The 17610-nt window shown below is 72.1% G+C and carries 19 protein-coding genes; 5 read left to right on the forward strand and 14 right to left on the reverse strand.

Features of this window, described 5'->3' with window-relative positions; all coding sequences use genetic code 11:
• Positions 1-35: 35 nt before the first annotated feature.
• Positions 36-779: a metallophosphoesterase family protein gene (locus Q8X39_RS19885; protein ID WP_305751441.1), complete on the reverse strand. Its 744-nt coding sequence runs from the start codon at positions 777-779 to the stop codon at positions 36-38.
• 261 nt (positions 780-1040) lie between these two features.
• On the opposite strand from Q8X39_RS19885, the gene Q8X39_RS19890 reads away from it, so the two are divergent.
• From Q8X39_RS19890 to Q8X39_RS19905, 4 genes are read left to right on the forward strand one after another with little or no spacing between them, the layout of a single operon-like run.
• On the forward strand, positions 1041-2207 hold the full coding sequence (locus tag Q8X39_RS19890; protein WP_305751442.1) for a chorismate transformation FkbO/Hyg5 family protein: 1167 nt from the start codon (positions 1041-1043) through the stop codon (positions 2205-2207).
• The gene (locus tag Q8X39_RS19895; RefSeq protein WP_305751443.1) at positions 2204-3136 is read left to right on the forward strand and encodes a MipA/OmpV family protein; all 933 of its coding nucleotides are present in this window, start codon (positions 2204-2206) and stop codon (positions 3134-3136) included. The genes Q8X39_RS19890 and Q8X39_RS19895 overlap by 4 nt, the downstream gene beginning before the upstream one ends.
• 4 nt (positions 3137-3140) lie before the next feature.
• Entirely contained in the window at positions 3141-3935 is a 795-nt protein-coding gene (locus tag Q8X39_RS19900) for a lysophospholipid acyltransferase family protein (protein WP_305751444.1), read from the forward strand.
• A 32-nt stretch (positions 3936-3967) separates the two neighbouring features.
• Positions 3968-4792 carry a glycosyltransferase family 2 protein gene (locus tag Q8X39_RS19905; protein WP_305751460.1) on the forward strand — a complete coding sequence of 275 codons (825 nt, stop codon included), beginning with the start codon at positions 3968-3970 and terminating at the stop codon, positions 4790-4792.
• Here the strand turns inward: Q8X39_RS19905 and Q8X39_RS19910 are convergent.
• From Q8X39_RS19910 to Q8X39_RS19970, 13 genes are all read right to left on the reverse strand, one after another.
• Complete coding sequence (locus Q8X39_RS19910; RefSeq protein ID WP_305751445.1) at positions 4737-6161, reverse strand: cation:proton antiporter; 1425 nt, start codon at positions 6159-6161, stop codon at positions 4737-4739. The two genes, Q8X39_RS19905 and Q8X39_RS19910, sit on opposite strands and share 56 nt — an antisense overlap.
• Positions 6158-6901 carry a 3-oxoacyl-ACP reductase FabG gene (gene fabG / locus Q8X39_RS19915; protein ID WP_305751446.1) on the reverse strand — a complete coding sequence of 248 codons (744 nt, stop codon included), beginning with the start codon at positions 6899-6901 and terminating at the stop codon, positions 6158-6160. Before fabG ends, Q8X39_RS19910 begins: the two co-directional genes overlap by 4 nt.
• A gap of 18 nt (positions 6902-6919) precedes the next feature.
• Positions 6920-7438, reverse strand: coding sequence for a hotdog family protein (locus Q8X39_RS19920; protein WP_305751447.1), 519 nt, complete (start codon positions 7436-7438; stop codon positions 6920-6922).
• Positions 7435-8241, reverse strand: a complete 807-nt coding sequence (locus tag Q8X39_RS19925; RefSeq protein WP_305751448.1) for a beta-ketoacyl synthase chain length factor — start codon at positions 8239-8241, stop codon at positions 7435-7437. Before Q8X39_RS19925 ends, Q8X39_RS19920 begins: the two co-directional genes overlap by 4 nt.
• On the reverse strand, positions 8238-9452 hold the full coding sequence (locus Q8X39_RS19930; protein WP_305751449.1) for a beta-ketoacyl-[acyl-carrier-protein] synthase family protein: 1215 nt from the start codon (positions 9450-9452) through the stop codon (positions 8238-8240). The genes Q8X39_RS19925 and Q8X39_RS19930 overlap by 4 nt, the downstream gene beginning before the upstream one ends.
• Positions 9449-10252, reverse strand: coding sequence for an SAM-dependent methyltransferase (locus Q8X39_RS19935; protein WP_305751450.1), 804 nt, complete (start codon positions 10250-10252; stop codon positions 9449-9451). The genes Q8X39_RS19930 and Q8X39_RS19935 overlap by 4 nt, the downstream gene beginning before the upstream one ends.
• A complete protein-coding gene (locus tag Q8X39_RS19940; protein ID WP_305751451.1) occupies positions 10249-11154 on the reverse strand; it encodes a polysaccharide deacetylase family protein in 906 nt (301 codons plus the stop codon). The genes Q8X39_RS19935 and Q8X39_RS19940 overlap by 4 nt, the downstream gene beginning before the upstream one ends.
• Positions 11154-11744, reverse strand: coding sequence for an outer membrane lipoprotein carrier protein LolA (locus tag Q8X39_RS19945; protein WP_305751452.1), 591 nt, complete (start codon positions 11742-11744; stop codon positions 11154-11156). The genes Q8X39_RS19940 and Q8X39_RS19945 overlap by 1 nt, the downstream gene beginning before the upstream one ends.
• Positions 11731-12678 (reverse strand): acyl-CoA synthetase, encoded by a 948-nt coding sequence (locus Q8X39_RS19950; RefSeq protein WP_305751453.1) that lies wholly within the window; start codon positions 12676-12678, stop codon positions 11731-11733. Before Q8X39_RS19950 ends, Q8X39_RS19945 begins: the two co-directional genes overlap by 14 nt.
• Positions 12668-13009, reverse strand: coding sequence for an ApeI family dehydratase (locus tag Q8X39_RS19955; RefSeq protein WP_305751454.1), 342 nt, complete (start codon positions 13007-13009; stop codon positions 12668-12670). The genes Q8X39_RS19950 and Q8X39_RS19955 overlap by 11 nt, the downstream gene beginning before the upstream one ends.
• Positions 13010-13071: 62 nt before the next feature.
• Positions 13072-14487 carry an AMP-binding protein gene (locus tag Q8X39_RS19960; protein ID WP_305751455.1) on the reverse strand — a complete coding sequence of 472 codons (1416 nt, stop codon included), beginning with the start codon at positions 14485-14487 and terminating at the stop codon, positions 13072-13074.
• Positions 14487-15449 carry an ornithine carbamoyltransferase gene (gene argF / locus Q8X39_RS19965; RefSeq protein ID WP_305751456.1) on the reverse strand — a complete coding sequence of 321 codons (963 nt, stop codon included), beginning with the start codon at positions 15447-15449 and terminating at the stop codon, positions 14487-14489. The genes Q8X39_RS19960 and argF overlap by 1 nt, the downstream gene beginning before the upstream one ends.
• On the reverse strand, positions 15446-16654 hold the full coding sequence (locus tag Q8X39_RS19970) for an aspartate aminotransferase family protein (protein WP_305751457.1): 1209 nt from the start codon (positions 16652-16654) through the stop codon (positions 15446-15448). Before Q8X39_RS19970 ends, argF begins: the two co-directional genes overlap by 4 nt.
• 297 nt (positions 16655-16951) lie before the next feature.
• Here Q8X39_RS19970 and Q8X39_RS19975 point away from each other — a divergent pair, with 297 nt between their 5' ends.
• On the forward strand, positions 16952-17281 hold the full coding sequence (locus Q8X39_RS19975) for a DUF3579 domain-containing protein (RefSeq protein ID WP_305751458.1): 330 nt from the start codon (positions 16952-16954) through the stop codon (positions 17279-17281).
• Positions 17282-17610: the final 329 nt, after the last annotated feature.

A 17610-nucleotide genomic window follows, 5' to 3' on the forward strand; every position in this document is an offset into this window, starting at 1 on the left:
GCTCGGCTGGCCTGCATCGATCTCGCGGACGACCCTCAGGTGCCGTCGACCAGCCGCGTGGCCAGCGTGCGCGGCAGGCCGGCGGCGACGATCTTGGCGCCGGTGGTCTCGTGGTCGTAGGGCACGCGGTGGAAGGTCAGCGTGTGGCGGGCGCTGTCGAACATGGCCCAGCAGGCCGCCGGGTTGCCGTCGCGCGGCTGGCCAGTCGAGCCGGGGATCGCCAGCCACTGGCGGTGGCCGGGCACCGGCACCGCGACACCGGGCACCGGCTTGAAGTCGGCGATCTTGCCGGTGCTGGACATGTGATAGAGCGTCGGGTGATGCACATGCCCGCAGAAGGTGTGGCGGCAGTCGGTGGCGTGCATGCTGCGCACGGCCTCGGTGCGGCCGAGGATGTACTCCCAGCCGGTCGGCGCGTGGGCATTGGCATGCACGAACAGGCAGCCGCTGTCCTCGACCTTGTAGGGCAGGCTGGCGAGGAACTCGATCTGGGCAGGGCTGAGCTGCTCGCGGGTCCAGAGGATGGCGCGGCGCGCGTCCTCGACCAGGTTGGGGCTGGGGCCCAGCACGATGGCGTCGTCGTGGTTGCCACGCACGGCGATGGCGCCCTGCGCGACCAGGTCCTGCACGCGTTCGACCACCCAGCCCGGATCGGCGCCGTAGCCGACGAAATCGCCGAGCAGCGCGATGCGTTCGGCGCCGTGCAGGTGGGCCTGCTCCAGCACGGCCTCGAAGGCTTCGCGGTTGGCGTGGATGTCGGTGATGAGGGCGAGCTTCATGGTGGTGTCGGGGGCGGTGCGGCGGGGTCGCCGGCAGGCTGCAAGGATAGCCGCGAGGGTCCGCGCGACCGGCTGGCGCAACCCGTGCAGGTTGCGGGACGGCGCTGACGCCGGACTGTCCACCGCCGCACCGGCAGGCAGGTTCCGCGCCGACCTTGAGCCGCGTCAGTGCAGCGGCGGAAGCCAGGCGGCAGCCCCGTAAAATTCAGGGTTCCTGCCGATGGCGCCGCAGCCATGCGGGCCTCGTCGACCCGCCCCGCCATGCCGCATCCGACGCCGACCTTTCCGCCGTACCCGCTGCCCGCCGCCGTCCTCCAGCCAGCCCGCCTGGCCTGGCCTGACGCGACGGCGCCGGTCGGGGACGACCCGCACCGGCTGGACCTGCAGGTGCACCGGCCCGGCCCGCGCCCGTGTCCGTGCCCGAGCGAGCCGGCCGCCGCTGCGCCGCAGCTGCTCGGACCGCTGCCGGCGATGGCCGAGCTCTGGCGCGCCCCGCGTCCCGTGCGGCGCGGCATCGACGGCCCGCTGCGCTGGGCCTGCGACGGCGACTGGCTGCATGCCCGCGTCCACATCGACGAGGCCGGCGAGCCCGACGGCCTGATCGGCGCCTCACGCCGGGCCTACGCCACGCTGTTCGCGCTGATGGCCCACCACGGGCTGACACAGCCGGCACGCTTCTGGAACTACCTGGCGGAGATCAACGCCGAGACCGACAGCCCGCAAGGCCGGCTGGAGCGCTACCGGCAGTTCAACATCGGCCGCCAGCAGGCCTTCGCCACCGCCGGGCAGGCCGCCTGCGACGGCGCACCGGCGGCCTGCGCGCTCGGCACCGAGGCCGGCGCACTGAGCGTCGCGCTGCTGGCCGGACGCATCGCGCCGCGCCCGATCGAGAACCCGCGCCAGGTCAGCGCCTACCGCTACCCGAGCGACTACGGCCCCGTCAGCCCGACCTTCTCGCGCGCCGCCGAGCTGCGCCTGTCGCCCGGGCACAGCCTGCTGTTCGTCTCGGGCACCGCCAGCATCGTCGGCCATGCCAGCATGCACCTGGGCGACGTGGCCGAGCAGACCCGCGAGGCGCTGCGCAACATCGACGTGCTGCTGGCCCAGGTCGAGACCGGTCCGGTGGCGCGGCCGCAGTCCGAAAGCGGCCTGGCCGTGCTGCGTGCCACGCTGGACCTGACCGTCTACCTGCGCACCGCAAGCGACCTGTCACCGGTGCGGTCGATCATCGCGGGCTGGCTGCGGCAAGGTGCCGGCACGCCCGGCCAGCGCGCGGCCGCACAGGCGGCACTCGATCGTTGCCTCTGGCTGCGCGCGGACGTCTGCCGCGCCGAGCTGCTGGTCGAGATCGAGGCGCAGGCCGCGTTCGGTCCGGCCGTCATCCCTGCCACCCCCGAACCCGACCATCCCCACGGAGCCTCCGCATGACCCATCGCCCGCGCGGCATCCCGGCCGCCCGCCTCGCGGCGGCGCTCGCCCTGTCCAGCCTGGCACTGGCCGGCCTGCGTACGGCCCAGGCCGCCGAAGCCATCGAAGCCGCTGCCACGACGCCGGTCGATCCGGCCATCGTCATCACGCCCGATGCGCCGGCCCGACCGGTCGTCAAGTCGCTGCCGCTGTGGGAGCTGGGCGCGGGCCTGAGCCTGCTGCGCCTGCCCGACTACCGCGGCGCCGAGACCTACCGCGGCTACGCCTTGCCGGTGCCCTTCCTGGTCTACCGCGGCAACTTCCTGCGGGCCGACCGCGAGGGCGCGCGCGCCGTGCTGCTGGACACCTCGGTGGCCGAGCTGGAGGTCAGCGTCAACGCCAGCCCACCGGTCTACACCGACACGACCGGCGCACGCGCGGGCATGCGGCGCGTGCCGGCCACCTTCGAGATCGGCCCCAAGCTGCGCAGCACGCTGCTGCGCACGCCCGGCCTGCGCCTGAACCTGGAGGTGCCGGTGCGCGCGATGTTGACGATCGAGTCCTCGCCGCGCCGCGTCGGCACCGTCTTCACGCCCAACCTGGACCTGTCGATCAGCACCGGCACACCGTGGCGGCTGGGCTTCCAGGGCGGACCGTTCTGGGCCTCGCGCGGCGTCCACCAGCGCATCTACGGCGTGAGCACCGGCGAGGCGACCGCGACCCGGCCGGCCTACGAGGCGCGTGGAGGCTACGGCGGCTGGCAGGCGCTGGTCGGCACCTCGCGGCGCTACGAGAGCCACTGGGTCGGTGCCTTCCTGCGCTACGACCACGTCGGCGGCGCCGTCTTTGGCGACAGCCCGCTGGTGCGCTCGCGCAGCAACCTCAGCGGCGGCGTGGCGATGTCCTGGATCTTCGCGACCTCGTCCGAGCAGGTCCGGCGACCGGACTGACGCCTTGGCCCACGCCCCGTCGACCTCGCCCAGCCCGGCCGCCCCCGAGCCGCGCGGCCTGCTGCGGCTGCTGCTGGTCACGTGGCTGTGGGTGCTGGTGGCCTGGCTGGGCCTGCTGTCGCTGAGCTGGACCCTGCTGGCGATGCTGCTGCACCCCGTGCTGCCAGCCGCCTTCGGCCAGCGCCTGGGCCGCGCGGTGATCTCCTGGGGCTACCGCTTCTACTGGGTCTGCGGCCGGGCCAGCGGGCTGATGCGCATCGACGCGAGCGCGCTCGACGTGCTGGCCGACCAGCCCGGCGGCCTGATCGTCGCGGCCAATCACCCGTGCATGGCCGACGCCATGCTGATCGTCGCGCGGCTGCCGCGCAGCGTCTGCATCATGAAGGCCGGCCTGCAGCGCAACATCTTCCTCGGCGCCGGCGCCCGGCTGGCGCGCTACATCGCCAACGACGTGCCACACCTGCTGGTGCGCAGCGCCGTCGATGAACTCCAGGCCGGTGCGCAGCTGGTGCTGTTCCCCGAAGGCACGCGCACCGAAGGCGGCCGGCTGCAGCCGCTGCGCGGGGGCATCGCGCTGATCGCGCAGCGGGCCCGGGTGCCGGTGCAGGTCGTCATCATCGAGACCGACTCGCCCTTCCTCGCCAAGGGCTGGCCGATCTGGCGCCTGCCGCCGGTGCCGATGCACTACCGGCTGCGGCTGGGCCAGCGCTTCGAGCCGCCGCCAGCCGACGATCCACACGCGCCGGCCGAGCTGATGCAGGCCCTCAAGACCCACCTCGAACACGAGCTCAGCCGATGAGCCACCCGATGCCTTCGACCCCGCCGCAGACCATGAGCCCGACGTTGCCGCCGACCTCCCCTCCGACCTCGCCTCATCCGACCCACGCGCTGCTCATCCCCAGCTACAACACCGGCCCCAAGGTCTACGAGACCGTGCGCGCCGCCCGCGCGCAGTGGGCGCCCGTCTGGGTCGTCGTCGACGGCAGCACGGACGGCACGGCCGAGGGCCTGCAGGCCCTGGCCGCCGAGGATGCGCTGCTCAAGGTGCTGGTGCTGCCGCACAACCAGGGCAAGGGCGCGGCGGTGCTGCACGGCCTGCAGGCGGCCCGCGCGGCCGGTCACACCCATGTGCTGGCGATGGATTCCGACGGCCAGCATCCGGCCGAGCTGATCCGGGCCTTCATGCAGGCCTCGATCGAGAAGCCCGACGCGATGGTGCTGGGCGAGCCGGTGTTCGACGCCTCCGCGCCGCTGCTGCGGGTGCGCGGGCGGCGCATCTCCAATGGCTGGACCAACCTCGAGACGCTGGGCGCGGGCATCCACGATTCGCTCTACGGCTTCCGCGTCTACCCGATCGAGCCGCTGATCGCGGTGATGCGCAGCCAGCCGTGGATGCGCCGCTTCGACTTCGACACCGAGGCCGTCGTGCGGCTGGCCTGGCGCGGCGTCGCGCCGATCAACCGCAAGGCGCCGGTGAAGTACCTCAGCGCCGAGGAAGGCGGCGTCTCGCACTTCCACTACGTGCGCGACAACGTCCTGCTGACGTGGATGCACACGCGGCTGATGGTCGAGTTCGGCCTGCGACTGCCGCTGCTGCTGCTCAGGCGCCTGTTGAGGCAGCCGCCGTTCCAGTACCTCGGCCGGAACTCGGACTGAGCGGCGCGGCCGCACCCTCGCGGCCGGCCAGCACCGCATCGCCCTGCAGAGCCGGCAACCAGCGCCGCAGCATCGGCGTCGTCACCAGGGTCGAGAAGACCGCCATGAGGACCAGCATCGTGAAGACCTCGCGGCCGATCACGCCGAGGTCGTAGCCGACGTTGATGATGATGAGTTCCATCAGCGCGCGCGTGTTCATCAGGATGCCGACCAGCCGCGCCGCCGGCGACGACAGCCCGGCGAAGCGCGCCGCCAGCGAGCAGGCGCCGTACTTGCCCAACGTGGCCAGGAAGATCAGCAGCGCGCACCAGCCCCAGGCGCTGGCGCCCGACAGCGAGCCGATGTCGGTGCGCAGCCCCGTGTAGGTGAAGAAGATCGGCAGGAAGAAAACCTGCACGAAGCCGCCGACGCGGGCCTGCCAGGCCTCGGCGAAGGCATGCTGGCGGTGCAGCAGGACGCCGGCCATGAAGCCGCCGAAGATCGCGAAGATGCCGAGCTGGTAGGTGCACATGCCCATCGCGAAGATCAGCGCGATGACCACGCCCATCGACGTCGGGCCGACCTCGCCGCCATCGGCCTTCAGGCGCCAGGCGATGAAGCGTTCCAGCGGCGGGCGCAGCAGGAACCAGCTGACCAGGCCGAAGGCCAGCACGCCGCCGACCTCGCGGGCGAAGGCGCCGGCCGAGAAGGCCGCCGTGCTCAGCGCCGTCACCAGCGCCAGCAGCAGCCAGCCGACCACGTCGTTGATCGCCGCCGCGCTGATCGTGATGACGCCCAGCGGCGTGCGCGTCAGGCCGAACTCCATCAGGATGCGGCCGAGGATGGGCAGCGCGGTGATCGAGAAGGCGGTGCCGATGAACAGCGCGAAGGCAAAGCGCGGCGCACCGGTCTGCAGGCTTTCGGGCATCGCCCAGCCCAGGCCCAGGCCCAGGCCGAAGGGCGCGACCAGCCCCGCCAGCGCGACCCACCAGACCGCGCGCCGGTTGCGGCGCTCGGACAGGTGGCCGAAGTCGAAGGCCAGGCCGATCTGGAACATCAGCAGCAGCAGGCCGACCTGCGACAGGATGGTCAGCGTCTGCGGCCCGACCGAGCGGAAGACCGCCTGGAACAGCTCCGGTGCCAGCGCACCGAACAGCGACGGCCCGAGCAGCAGGCCGGTGACGATCTCGCCGACCGCCGTCGACTGGCCCAGCCGCTGAGCCACCGCCCCACCCAGCCGGCCGGCCAGCACGATGATGACCAGCTGCAGCAGGACCGCGAACAGCAGCGCCTCGCTGGCATGCACGCCCGCCGCAGCGGCGGCCTGAGAGGCCGCCTGTGCCGCCGTGTGTGCCGCCGCCTGAGCCGCCGCCTGCACGTCCGGGCTCACGCCATGCCCCCGTTGATCGAGACGACCTGGCCGGAGATGTAGCCGGCCTCCTCGCCGCACAGGAAGCCGACCAGCGCGGCGACCTCGTCGGGCCGTCCGGCGCGCTTGACCGGCACGAGGCTGGCGATGAGCTTGTCGTCGAACACCGCGTCGGCCATGGCCGAGGCGATGATGCCCGGCGCCACCGCGTTGACGGTCACGCCGCGGCTGGCCAGCTCCATCGACAGCGCCTTGGTCGCGCTGTGCAGCGCGCCCTTGGCCGCCGCGTAGTTGACCTGGCCGCGGTTGCCGGTGATGCCGGCGACCGAGCCGATGTTGACGATGCGGCCCCAGCGGGTGCGCAGCATCGGCAAGGTCAGCGGCTGCGTCACGTTGAAGAAGCCGTTGACCGAGACGTCGAGCACGCGGTCCCATTGGTCCGGGCGCAGGCCGGGGAAGACGGCGTCGTCGTGGATGCCGGCGTTGTTGACCAGGATCTGCACCGGACCGTCCTTGAGCAGCGCCTCGATCGCGGCGGCGCTGGCGGCCCGGTCGGTCACGTCGAAGGCGACCGGCTCGGCGCTCAGGCCCTCGGCCCGCAGCGCGTCGGCCAGCGCCTGGGCGGCCGACAGGCGGCTGTTGGCATGCACGATGACGTGGTGGCCGGCCTGCGCCAGCCGGCGCGCGATGGCGCTGCCCAGGTCGCCGCTGGCACCGGTCACGAGGGCGCGGCGCGGGGACTTCTTGTCGGGGTCGATCATGTCGATTCCAGGAGGGTTTCAGGTCGGTGCGGGTGGCACGGTTGGTGCGATGGGCGTGTTGAGCACCACCGCCGCGCGGCCGCTGGCCAGCATCTCGTCGCCGTGGCGGACGCTGAACTGGTAGAGGATCTGCTGCGCATCGCCGGCCTGGCGGACCACCTCGATGCGCAGCGGGCCGGCCAGGTCATCGAGCCGCCAGCGGCTGAAGTCGACGCCCCGGGCGCTGGCGAGGAAGCCCGGCCTGGGTGGCTCAGGGACTGAGCCACCCAGTGCAGCCTGTGCCCGTTCACCGAGCAGCGCGCCATGCAGCGCCATGGCCTGGGCCGCGTATTCGATCGCCGCGCCGCTGCGCAGCCCGCCGGCGCTGCGCAGCGGGTTCGTGGCCGAGCGGTGGCTGTCGGCCTCGCAGACGATGCGCGTGTCGTCCCAGGCCAGCAGGCGGTCGAGCAGGCACATGCTGCCGGCATGCGGGATGCGCGTGGCGATGCCGTCGCGGCCCATCAGGGGGTCGGCCTTCTGCGGCGCGGCGTCCGTCATGTGCCGACCCGGATGCGCAGCGCCGGTCCGGCCGGCCAGGACAGGCAGACCTCGGCCGGCTGGCCGCGCGAGATCGCCTCCAGCAGCGGCAGCGCGCGGGCCGCCGGCACCTGGGTGCGCAGGCCTTCGAGGCCGACGTCGTGGCAAGGCATCTCGGCCACCGAGCCGGCCGGCAGCAGTTCCACGGCCAGCCGGGCCAGGTCGTCGTCGGCCGGTTCGGGCGACAGGATCAGGGCGACGCCGACCACGTCGGCCATCGGCCGCGCCGCCTGCAAGGGCTCCGGGTAGGGGCTGTCGCTGGCCACCAGCAGGATGGGCTGGCGGCGCGCGCGCACCAGGCCGATCGCCTCGACCAGGCCGGCGACGAAGCTGCCGTCGTGCGCGCACAGGCTGGTCGAGGCCTCGCGGCCGGCGACCGCGATGTGCCAGTAGCCGGCCGGCGCGTTGTGGACCGAGTTGGTGAAGCGCGTCGGCGAGACCAGCCGCTGCGGCTGGGCCAGCGCCTCGCACAGCGCGTGGCAGTTCGCGCCGTCGCCGTTGGACGAGGTGTAGACCGAGGCCAGCGTGGCCGGGTCGACCGCGCCGGCCTGCACGACCTGCTCGGCCACGACCAGCGCGACCTTGACGGCCGCGCCGGCCCGGCGGCGCTCCGCCGGCGGCAGGCGCTGCGGCGCGCCCAGCACGGTCGGCGCATGGACCCAGGGCTGTGCGCCGGTCAGCACCGGCTGCGCGGCGGTCCAGTCGGCCAGGCCGGGACCGACCAGCGCGACGGCCCGCACGGACAAGGAAAGTGCCGCGCTCATGCCGCACCTCCGAAGACGAGGCTGGCGTTCGAGCCGCCGAAGCCGAAGGAATTGCTCAGCACGCGGCGCACCGGCGCGTGGCGGTTCTCGCCCAGGTAGGCGATGTGCAGGTCCGGATCGGGCACCTCGCGGTGCAGGCCGCCGGGCATCAGGCCCTCGCGGATCGCCAGCAGGCTGAGGCTGGCCTCCACGCCACCGGCGGCGCCCAGGGTGTGGCCGGTCGCGCCCTTGGTCGAACTGGCCGGGACGCGGTCGCCGAAGACGGCCCGCACGGCGCGGTCCTCGGCCGCATCGTTGCCCGGCGTGGCGGTGCCGTGCAGGTTGATGTAGTCGATGTCGTCGGCGCCCAGGCCCGCATCGGCCAGCGCCATGCGCATGGCCGCGACGGCGCCCAGGCCCTCGGGATGGGGCGAGCTCATGTGGTGACCGTCGCTGGACTCGCCACAGCCGAGCAGCCAGCCTGCCGGCACGCCGCCGGGCGCGCCGGCCGCGTCGCGCTGGACCAGGCCGTAGGCGGCCGCCTCGCCCAGCGACAGGCCGCTGCGGCGGGCGTCCCAGGGCCGGCAGATGTCGGGCGAGAACAGCTCCAGCGCGTTGAAGCCATAGAGCGTCGTCAGGCACAGGCTGTCGACGCCGCCGACCACGGCCGCGTCGATCCAGCCGGCCTCGATCAGGCGTTGTGCCGAGGCGTAGACCTTGGCGCTGGACGAGCAGGCGGTCGACACCACCCAGGTCGGCCCGGCCAGGTCGAGCGCGGCGGCGACGAAGCGGCCGAGCGCGCCGTTGTTGTGGGTCTCGCCGTAGTGGAAGTCGGCCGGCAGTTCGCCGGTGCCGGGTCCGGCTGGGCCGTCTTCGCGGCGCCGGTAGGCCAGTTCGGTCTCGTAGATGCCGGAGGTGCTGGTGCCCAGCAGCACGGCGACGCGGTGCGCACCCCAGCGCGCACGGGCCTGCGCGACGGCGTCGAGGAAGCCGTCCTGTTGCAGCGCCAGCCAGGCCAGCCGGTGGTTGCGGCAGTTCCAGTCGGCCAGGCCCTCGGGCAGGCGGACCCCGTCCAGGCCGCGCACCTGGCCGATCCAGCCGGCCAGCGTCACGTCCGGGAAATCGCAGGGTCGCAGGCCGCAGCGGCGCTCGTGCAACGCGACGACGTGTTCGTCCAGGCCCAGGCCGAGGGCGGTGCTCAAGGTGTGGTGGGTGATCGGCAGGGGCGTCATGTCGACGGGTCCTCGGCGGGCTTGCGCGCCACCAGCAGCACGTTGGCAAAGGGCGTGCCCTGGCTCATCGGCCGGGCCTCGGCGACGAAGCCGAGGCGCGCCAGCAGGTGCAGCCAGTCGCGCAGCGGCCGGCCCCAGGTCGGCGGCACGCGGTGGCCACGGGTCCAGGTGACGAGCCGGTCGACCCACTGGCTGGCGACGAAGCCGGAACGGCGGTCGGCGTCGCCGATGCGCAGCAGCAGCACGCCGCCCGGCGTCAGCGCCTGGTGCACGCGGGCCAGCACGGCGTCCTGCGCGGCGATGTCGACGTAGTGCAGCACGTCGAGGATCACGACGGTGTCGCAGGCCGGGAAGGCGAGCTCGCGCATGTCGCCGCACAGCACCTGGACATCGTGGCGGCCGGTCAGCGCGGCCTGGGCCCGGGCGACGTCGCGCGGCATCAGTTCGACGCCGGTGTAGTGCGCCAGCCCCGGTGCGGCGGCCCATTCGGCCGGCCACTGGCCGGCGCGGGCGGCTTGCTGGGCGGCGGGCACGAGGTGGGCCAGCAGGGCCTGGCCGCAGCCGATGTCGAGGATGCGCGCAGCGCTGCGGATCAGGCCGCTTTCGAGCAGGTGGCGGAACACCGGGTCACGCCCGAGCTTGCCGCGCGCGAAATGCCAGGCGAAGCGGCCGGCGCTTCGGTAGGGCGCGGTGGCCTGGTCGAGCAGGCGACGCCAGGCCAGGTCCGGGCGGACGGGCGGTGGCGGATCGGTCGCCCGGCGGGAAGGCGAATGGGGCTGGGTCTGCGTCTGGGTCGTCATCGGATCGGCTCGGTCGATTCGGGCGTGGCGGTGGGATCGGCAGGGACGGGCTGGCGCAGGGGCGTGTCGCGCCAGGCCTGCGGCAGCGTCACCGCCGTCAGGCCCTGGGCGCGCAGCCGCGCCAGCAGCAGGGGCAGCACGGCCAGCACGACCGGCGTGCCGTCGGTCGTCCGGGCCGCATGGCCGTCGTGCAGCAGCAGGATGTCGCCAGCCGCCAGGTCGCGGCACAGGCGCGCGAGCACGCGCTGCGGGTCGCGCTCGCGGGTGTCGTAGCCGCGCCGGGTCCAGCTGGCCAGCGTCAGGCCCAGGCGGTGCAGCACCGGGTCCAGGAAGGGGTTGCGCAGGCCAGCCGGCGCGCGGAAGAACTCGGGCGTGCGGCCGGCGACACGGCCCAGCACGGCCTGCGCGGCGCGCAGCTCGCGGGCATAGCCGCGCGGGCCCAGCAGCGAGAAGGTGTGGCGGTGGCGCAGGCTGTGGTTCTGCACGCTGTGGCCGCGCCGGACGATCTCTCGCACCAGTTCGGGATGGCGCTCGGCCCGCGCGGCGATGCAGAAGAAGGTGGCGCGGGCGCCGGCGGCGTCGAGCAGGTCCAGCACGGCCGGGGTCAGCTCGGGATCGGGGCCGTCGTCGATCGTCAGCGCGACCTCGCTGCGCGCCGCCGCCGCTGCGGGCAGGCGCAGCAGGTTGGGACCGAGCCAGGTGGCGCGCGGCCACAGGCCGGCAAACACGATCAGGGCGTGGTTGGCCATCCCCAGGGCCAGCGCCCAGGGCCACAGCGACGGCCGCAGCAGCAGCACCGGCACGGCCAGCACATGCAGCGCGACGCTGGCGCGCAGCAGCGGCGGCCAAGGCCAAGGCGAGACCGGCGCGGCCCGGGCCTGCGCGTGCAGGGTCGACGGCATCAGCGCGAGACCATTGCCGGCTCGATCTTCATGACCGAGCGGTCGCCATCGGCGAGTTCGAGCACGATCTCCTGGACCTCGGCCTGCCGGCCGCTGACGCGGATCGCGGCGATCGTGCCGCGCAGCTTGACGTCCAGTGGCTTGAGGTCCAGCGACCAGCGCTCGGCCGCGCCGCCAACCTGGGTGCTGAAGTACTTCTGCAGGGCCGCCTGGTTGCCGGTCAGCGTGCCACGCACGGCCTCGACCATGATCTGCGCCTCCGGCACGGCATCCAGCGCCAGCGTGCGGCTGCGGCTGCCCTGGCTCATGGTCAGCGTGTTGCCGTTGACCTGCAGCGCCTCGCGGCGCGGCTTGAGGGTGACGCGCTCGAAGCGGTCCGGCGCCGTGAAGCTGAGCCGGCCCGACGAGACCAGCGGCTGGTCCAGCTGGGCCACGGTGCGCTTCTCGGTGAAGCTGGCCTCGCCTTCCCTGACGCTGGCCAGCGTGCGCATCAGGTCCTCGAGGCCGAAGGCCCAGCCCGGCCCGGCCAGCGCCAGCAGCGATGCGCCCAGCCAGGCCCGCACGGCGTGGCGACGGTCAGGTCGGCGCATCGGGGTCGCTCCAGAAGTCGAAGAAGTTGAACCAGTTGTACGGGGTCTCATGGCAGATGCCTTCCAGGATCTCGACATAACGCAGCACCGCGCGCTGCAGGACGACCTCGGACGAGGCGCCGTCGGCCGGCCGCTGGCTGAAGTCGGCGATCTCGATGAAGCGCAGCTCGTAGCGACGGCCGCCGTGGTACAGCCCGGCCATGAACAGCAGCGGCCGGCGCAGCATCATCGCCAGCCGGAACGGGCCGTCGGAGAAGGACGCCGGCCGGCCCAGGAAGTTCACCCGGTGCACGCCGCCGCGCTGCATCGGCGTGGTGCCCGGCGCGCGCAGCGTGCGGTCGGCCAGCAGGCCGGCGACGCCGTTGCCGTCCAGCCAGGCGCGCAGCTCCAGCATCGCCGACATGCGGCCCAGCGCGATCACGTGCAGCGGCGTGTCCGGCGCGATGGCGCGCAGCGTCGCGTTGATCTGGCGGGCGTTGTCCTCGAACATGAGCATCGCCACCCGCAGCTGGCCTTCGCCCTCGCCCAGCGAGCGCAGCACCTCGAAGCTGCCGAGGTGGGCCCCGGCCAGCATCGCGCCACGGCCGGCCTCGACCTGCGTCATCAGCAGTCCGGGGTTGGTCACGCGGATGTCGAACGCGTCATGGCGCCGCTGCAGCAGGTAGACGCGGTCGAGGATGGTCGCGGCGAAGTGGTGGACATGCCGGTAGCGCTCGGACCAGCGTGGCGGACGGCCCAGCACCTGGGCGAGGTACTGGCGCGAGGCGCGCGTCGCGGCACCGCCGGTCAGCATGAAGAACAGCGTGATCGGGTGCAGCACGCCGCGCGCGATGCGGCGGCCCAGCGCCATGGCGATCCAGCGCATCAGCGCGAGCGCGTGGCGGTTGCCGCGCTCGGGCTGGCGGGTCCAGTCAGGCTGCGATTCAGGCGCCATCGCGCGCCCCGCTGGGCAGGCCCGGCCGGGCGTCGAAGTGGCCGGTGACGGCGAGGCGTTCGCCGGCGTCGAGCAGCGTGACGTCAAACTTCACGCGGGTCGGGGCACAGGTCCAGTCGATGCGCAGCCGCGCGCCCGGTCCGATCGGGGCGACGAACTTCACCGCGCCCAGCTTCGGCGCCGGACCGAGCAGGGCCGCCGCCTGCGCATCGGCGAGCAGGCACTCGCTGACCTCGGCCAGCATCACCACGCCGGGCAGGATGGGATGGCCCGGGAAGTGGCCGGCGAAGCTCGGGTGGTCGACGGGGACCGTGTGATCGGCGGTGGGCATCGGTCGGGAGCGGGGGTCAGAGGTCGGCGGCAGCTCGGGCTGGCGCACAAGGCGCCAGCCGTTCAGCGCTTCCGGTGGGCGGCCAGCTCGGCGAGGCGGCCAGCCGGCAACTTGCCGGTCGGGTCGCGCGGCAGGCTGTCGACGAAGACGATGGGACGCGGCAGGAAGGCGGCATCGACCCGCTCGCGCAGGCGCGCCAGCAGGTGTTCGCGCGTCAGGCCGGGCTCGGGCACGACGAAGGCGGTCAGGCGCACGACCGCCTCGACGCCGTCGACCGCATCGCCCGGCGGCAGCCAGACCGCGCCGTCGCGCACGCCCTCGATGCTGTTGAGGTGGAAGTTCAGGTGCGACAGCGAGCTGCGCTTGCCGGCGATGTTGATGAGGTCGTTCGAGCGGCCCAGCAACCGGAAGCGCCGCGCATCGATCACCTCGAGCACGTCGGCCAGCGGTGTGGGCTGCTGGACATGGCCGCCCTGGACGACCGCCTCGGTCCCGTCGCCGCTGAGCGTCAGGCCGTCAAACGTGGTCCATTCCGGGCCGGCGGTGCTGCGCCGGGTCGCCACCTGGCCGGCTTCGGTGCAGCCGTAGATCTCCATCAGCGGCCCCTGCAGCGCGGCCTCGGCACGGGCGGCCATCTGCGGCGACAGCGGCGCGGTCGCGCTGATGACCAGGTCGACCGGCGGCAGCGCCAGGCCGGCGTCGAGCAGGTTCTTCAGGTGGAAGGGCGTGGTGACCAGCACGCGCGGGCGCGGCAGCGCGGCCAGCACCTCGGCGATCTCGGCCGGGAAGAAGGGCCGCTCGGTCGCGAAGGATGCCCCGCCACGCATCGCCAGCAGCACGGTCGACTCGAAGCCGTACATGTGGTGCGGCGGCACGGTGCCGACCAGCACGACGCCGCGCAGGTCCGGCCGGCCGAGGTGTTCGGCGACGCGGCGGGCCTCGGCGGCGATGTTGAGCACCAGCCGGTCCCAGACCTTGGGATGCGGCATGGGCGCACCGGTCGAGCCGGAGGTCAGGACCTGGGCGACGACGCGGTCGGGGGCCAGCGCGAGTAGGGCGTCGAGGCGGGGCGTCGCGTCATCCGGTGGCGGATCGATCGACGCGGCCAGCAACTCGGCATAGTCCAGCGCCGGCAGGCCGCCGATGCGGGCCTCGTCGAGCGCCGGCGCATCGGCCAGCGCGCTGGCGCCCGGAAACAGCCGCGTCAGCCGCGCCAGCATGTCCGGCGTGTGGTTGGGCGGCAGCAGGCCGGGCTGGCCGTATGCCAGGCAGGCGCCCAGCGTCAGCGCGAACCGGTAGCGGTCGCCGGTGAGGGCCAGCACCGGACCGCGCGGCTTCCAGCGGCCCGCCAGCGCCGCCACGTCGGCGAGGTACTGGCGACGCGTGATCGGCTGTCCGGCGCACCAGGCCAGCGGAGCGTCGAGCGAGTCGCCCGCCAGCAGCGCGAGGTCGCCGGCGGCGTCCAGCGCCACCGCCATCAGCCGATGCGGCCGAGGAGCAGGTACTCCATCAGCGCCTTCTGCACGTGCATGCGGTTCTCGGCCTCGTCCCAGACGACGCTCTGCGGACCGTCGATGACGTCAGCGGTCACTTCTTCACCACGGTGAGCCGGCAGGCAGTGCATGAAGAGCGCGTCGGGCCTGGCCCGGGCCATCATGTCGGCGTCGACGCACCATTGGGCGAAGGCCTTCTTGCGGGCCTCGTTCTCGGCCTCGTAGCCCATGCTGGTCCACACATCGGTCGTGACCAGGTCGGCGCCCTCGCAGGCCTCGCGCGGATCGTCGAAGACGCGGTAGCAGCTGCGGTCGCGCACCCCCGCCACGGCCGGGTCGACGCCATAGCCGCTGGGCGTGCTCACGTGCACCGTGAAGCCCAGCACCTCGGCTGCCTGCAGCCAGGTGTTGGCCATGTTGTTGCCGTCACCGACCCAGGCCACCACCCGTCCCTTGAGCCCGCCCAGGTCGACCCCGGCGGCGCTGAGCGTGCCGCGGTGTTCCAGGAAGGTGTAGAGGTCGGCCAGGATCTGGCAGGGATGGAACTCGTTGGTCAGGCCGTTGATGACCGGCACACGCGAGTGGGCGGCGAACGCCTCGATCTTGCTGTGCTCGTAGGTCCGGATCATCACCAGGTCGACCATGCGGCTGATGACGCGGGCCGAGTCCTCGATCGGCTCGCTGCGTCCGAGCTGGCTGTCGCCGGTCGTCAGGTGCACGACCGACCCGCCCATCTGGTACATGCCGGCCTCGAAGCTCACGCGGGTGCGTGTGCTGGCCTTCTCGAAGATCATCGCCAGCGTGCGGTCCACGAGCGGCGTGTACTTCTCGTAGTTCTTGAAGCGCGTCTTGATCAGGCGCGCGCGCTCGAAGAGATAGGCGTACTCCTCGGCGCGCAGGTCCTTGAATTGCAGGTAGTGCTTCATGAGGCTCATGCCCGGTTTCATGCGCTGGCCGCGAGGAAGGTGCGCACCACCGGCGCGAGCTTGGCAACGATCTCGTCGGCCTCGACCTCGGTGAGGATCAGCGGCGGCACGAGACGCACGACGCGGTCGGCAGTGACGCTCAACAGCAGGCCGGCCTCGACGGCGCGGTTGAGGATCTCGCCGCAGGGGCGGTCCAGCTCGATGCCGATCATCAGGCCGGCGCCGCGCACCTCGACCACACCCGACAGGCCCGCAAATGCCTCGGCCAGTGACCGCTGCAGGTGAGCGCCCACCCGCTCCGCGTTGGCCAGCAGACCATCGTCTTCCATGATCTTCAGGGTCTCGATGCCCGCACGCATCGACAGCGGGTTGCCGCCGAAGGTCGTGCCATGGTTGCCAGGCTGAAAGATGCCGGCCGCACGCGGACCGCACACCACCGCACCGATCGGCACACCCGAACCCAGGCCCTTGGCCAATGGCATCACATCCGGGACGATGCCAGCCCACTGGTGCGCGAACCACTTGCCGGTCCGGCCGATGCCGCACTGCACCTCGTCGAGCATCAGCAGCCAGTCCTGACGGTCGCAGACGTCGCGCAGGCTGCGCAGGTAGTCCCACCGCGCCGGGTTGATGCCGCCCTCGCCCTGGATGGTCTCCAGGAAGACGGCCACGACGTTCGGGTTGGTGCGTGCGACGTGCTCGACCGCAGCCAGGTCGTTGAGCGGAATCCGCACGAAGCCCTCGACCAGCGGACCAAAGCCGGCTTGCACCTTCGGGTTGCCGGTGGCCGACAACGTCGCGATCGAACGGCCGTGGAAGGCCTTCTCGTAAACGATGACCTCGGGACGCTCGATCCCCTTGTCATGCCCGAACTTGCGCGCGAGCTTCAGTGCGGCCTCGTTGGCTTCCAGGCCGGTGCTGCAAAAGAAGGCGTTGGTCAGGCCGGACAGCTCGGTCAGCTTCGCTGCCAGCGCTTCCTGTCCGGGCACGTGGTAGTAGTTCGAGCAGTGGATGAGCTTGCCCACCTGGTCCTGCAGCGCGGCCACGAAGCGCGGATGGGCATGTCCCAAGGTGTTGACGGCGATGCCACCCAGACCATCGATGTACTCGCGACCGGCGGTGTCCCAAACCCGGCAGCCTCGACCATGCGACATCGCGATGGGCAGTCGGCCATAGGTCTTCATCACGTGCGGTTCGGACACGGGCACATCGGCAACGGCGGTCATCCCAGGATCTCCAGACGGAAGGCAAAAAAAGAACGCACCGTCTCAGGCGGCGCGTTGCTCGATTGTAGGCAAGCGCACGCACGCACCGATGACATCGAGCCTGAAGCATGCCGTTCGTCAGCATGCGTTCGAACAGGCCCCTGGGAAAGCCCGGCGACAGCCGGATGAGGGAAGATCACCGCGATCCAGGAGCAGACCCTGCCTGTGACATGCTTCGGCACGGCATCTGCTTGTGCACTGCAGCACAATACCGGGTTGAGACGCGTGGGGCACCTCCCCAGGGCGCGAAGAGGCTGCATGAGCACGACGAACAAACCCCGCGAGATCTTCATTCAGGGCCTCACCCGCGATGGCCGCACCTTCCGTCCGAGCGACTGGGCGGAGCGTCTGGCAGGGGCGATGTCGGCATTCCGGCCGGGCGGCATGGCCAACAGTCGATTCGCATCGATCGGCTACTCGCCCTACTGCGTGCCGACGGTCATCGGCAAGGTCAAGTGCGTCGTCGTCAACGAAGCCCTGCGCGAAATCGAGCCCATGGCCTGGGACTTCGTCATGAACTTCGCGCGCGACAACGACCTGCAAGTCAGCGAGGCCTGCTTGCTGCCCGATCCGCCAAGCTCACGCTGACCTGGCAGGCATTCGGTTGCATCTGAGCCAGCCAGCGTCGGCTGCCAAAGTTTCTCTCATGCCTTCGGGAGAAGGCTGGCAACGCAGACAGTCAAGGTTTGATCAGCCGAAGTCTGTCCGGGGATCGACTGCAGACCCGTCTATGCCTCGACACGACGTCAGAGACGCGAGATTTGATCTGACCAGACCGCTTCGGAAGTGATTCCAATCAATCGACCTTATTGATCGACCTGATTGATCGACCTGATAACTCGATTCGGATTCCCCAAAAGAACAAACCCCCTGCAGCGTTGGCTGAGGGGGTTTGGGGATAGTAGCCTGACGATGAC

The organism is Leptothrix discophora, assembly GCF_030705305.1.
GTDB lineage: Bacteria > Pseudomonadota > Gammaproteobacteria > Burkholderiales > Burkholderiaceae_C > Sphaerotilus > Sphaerotilus discophorus.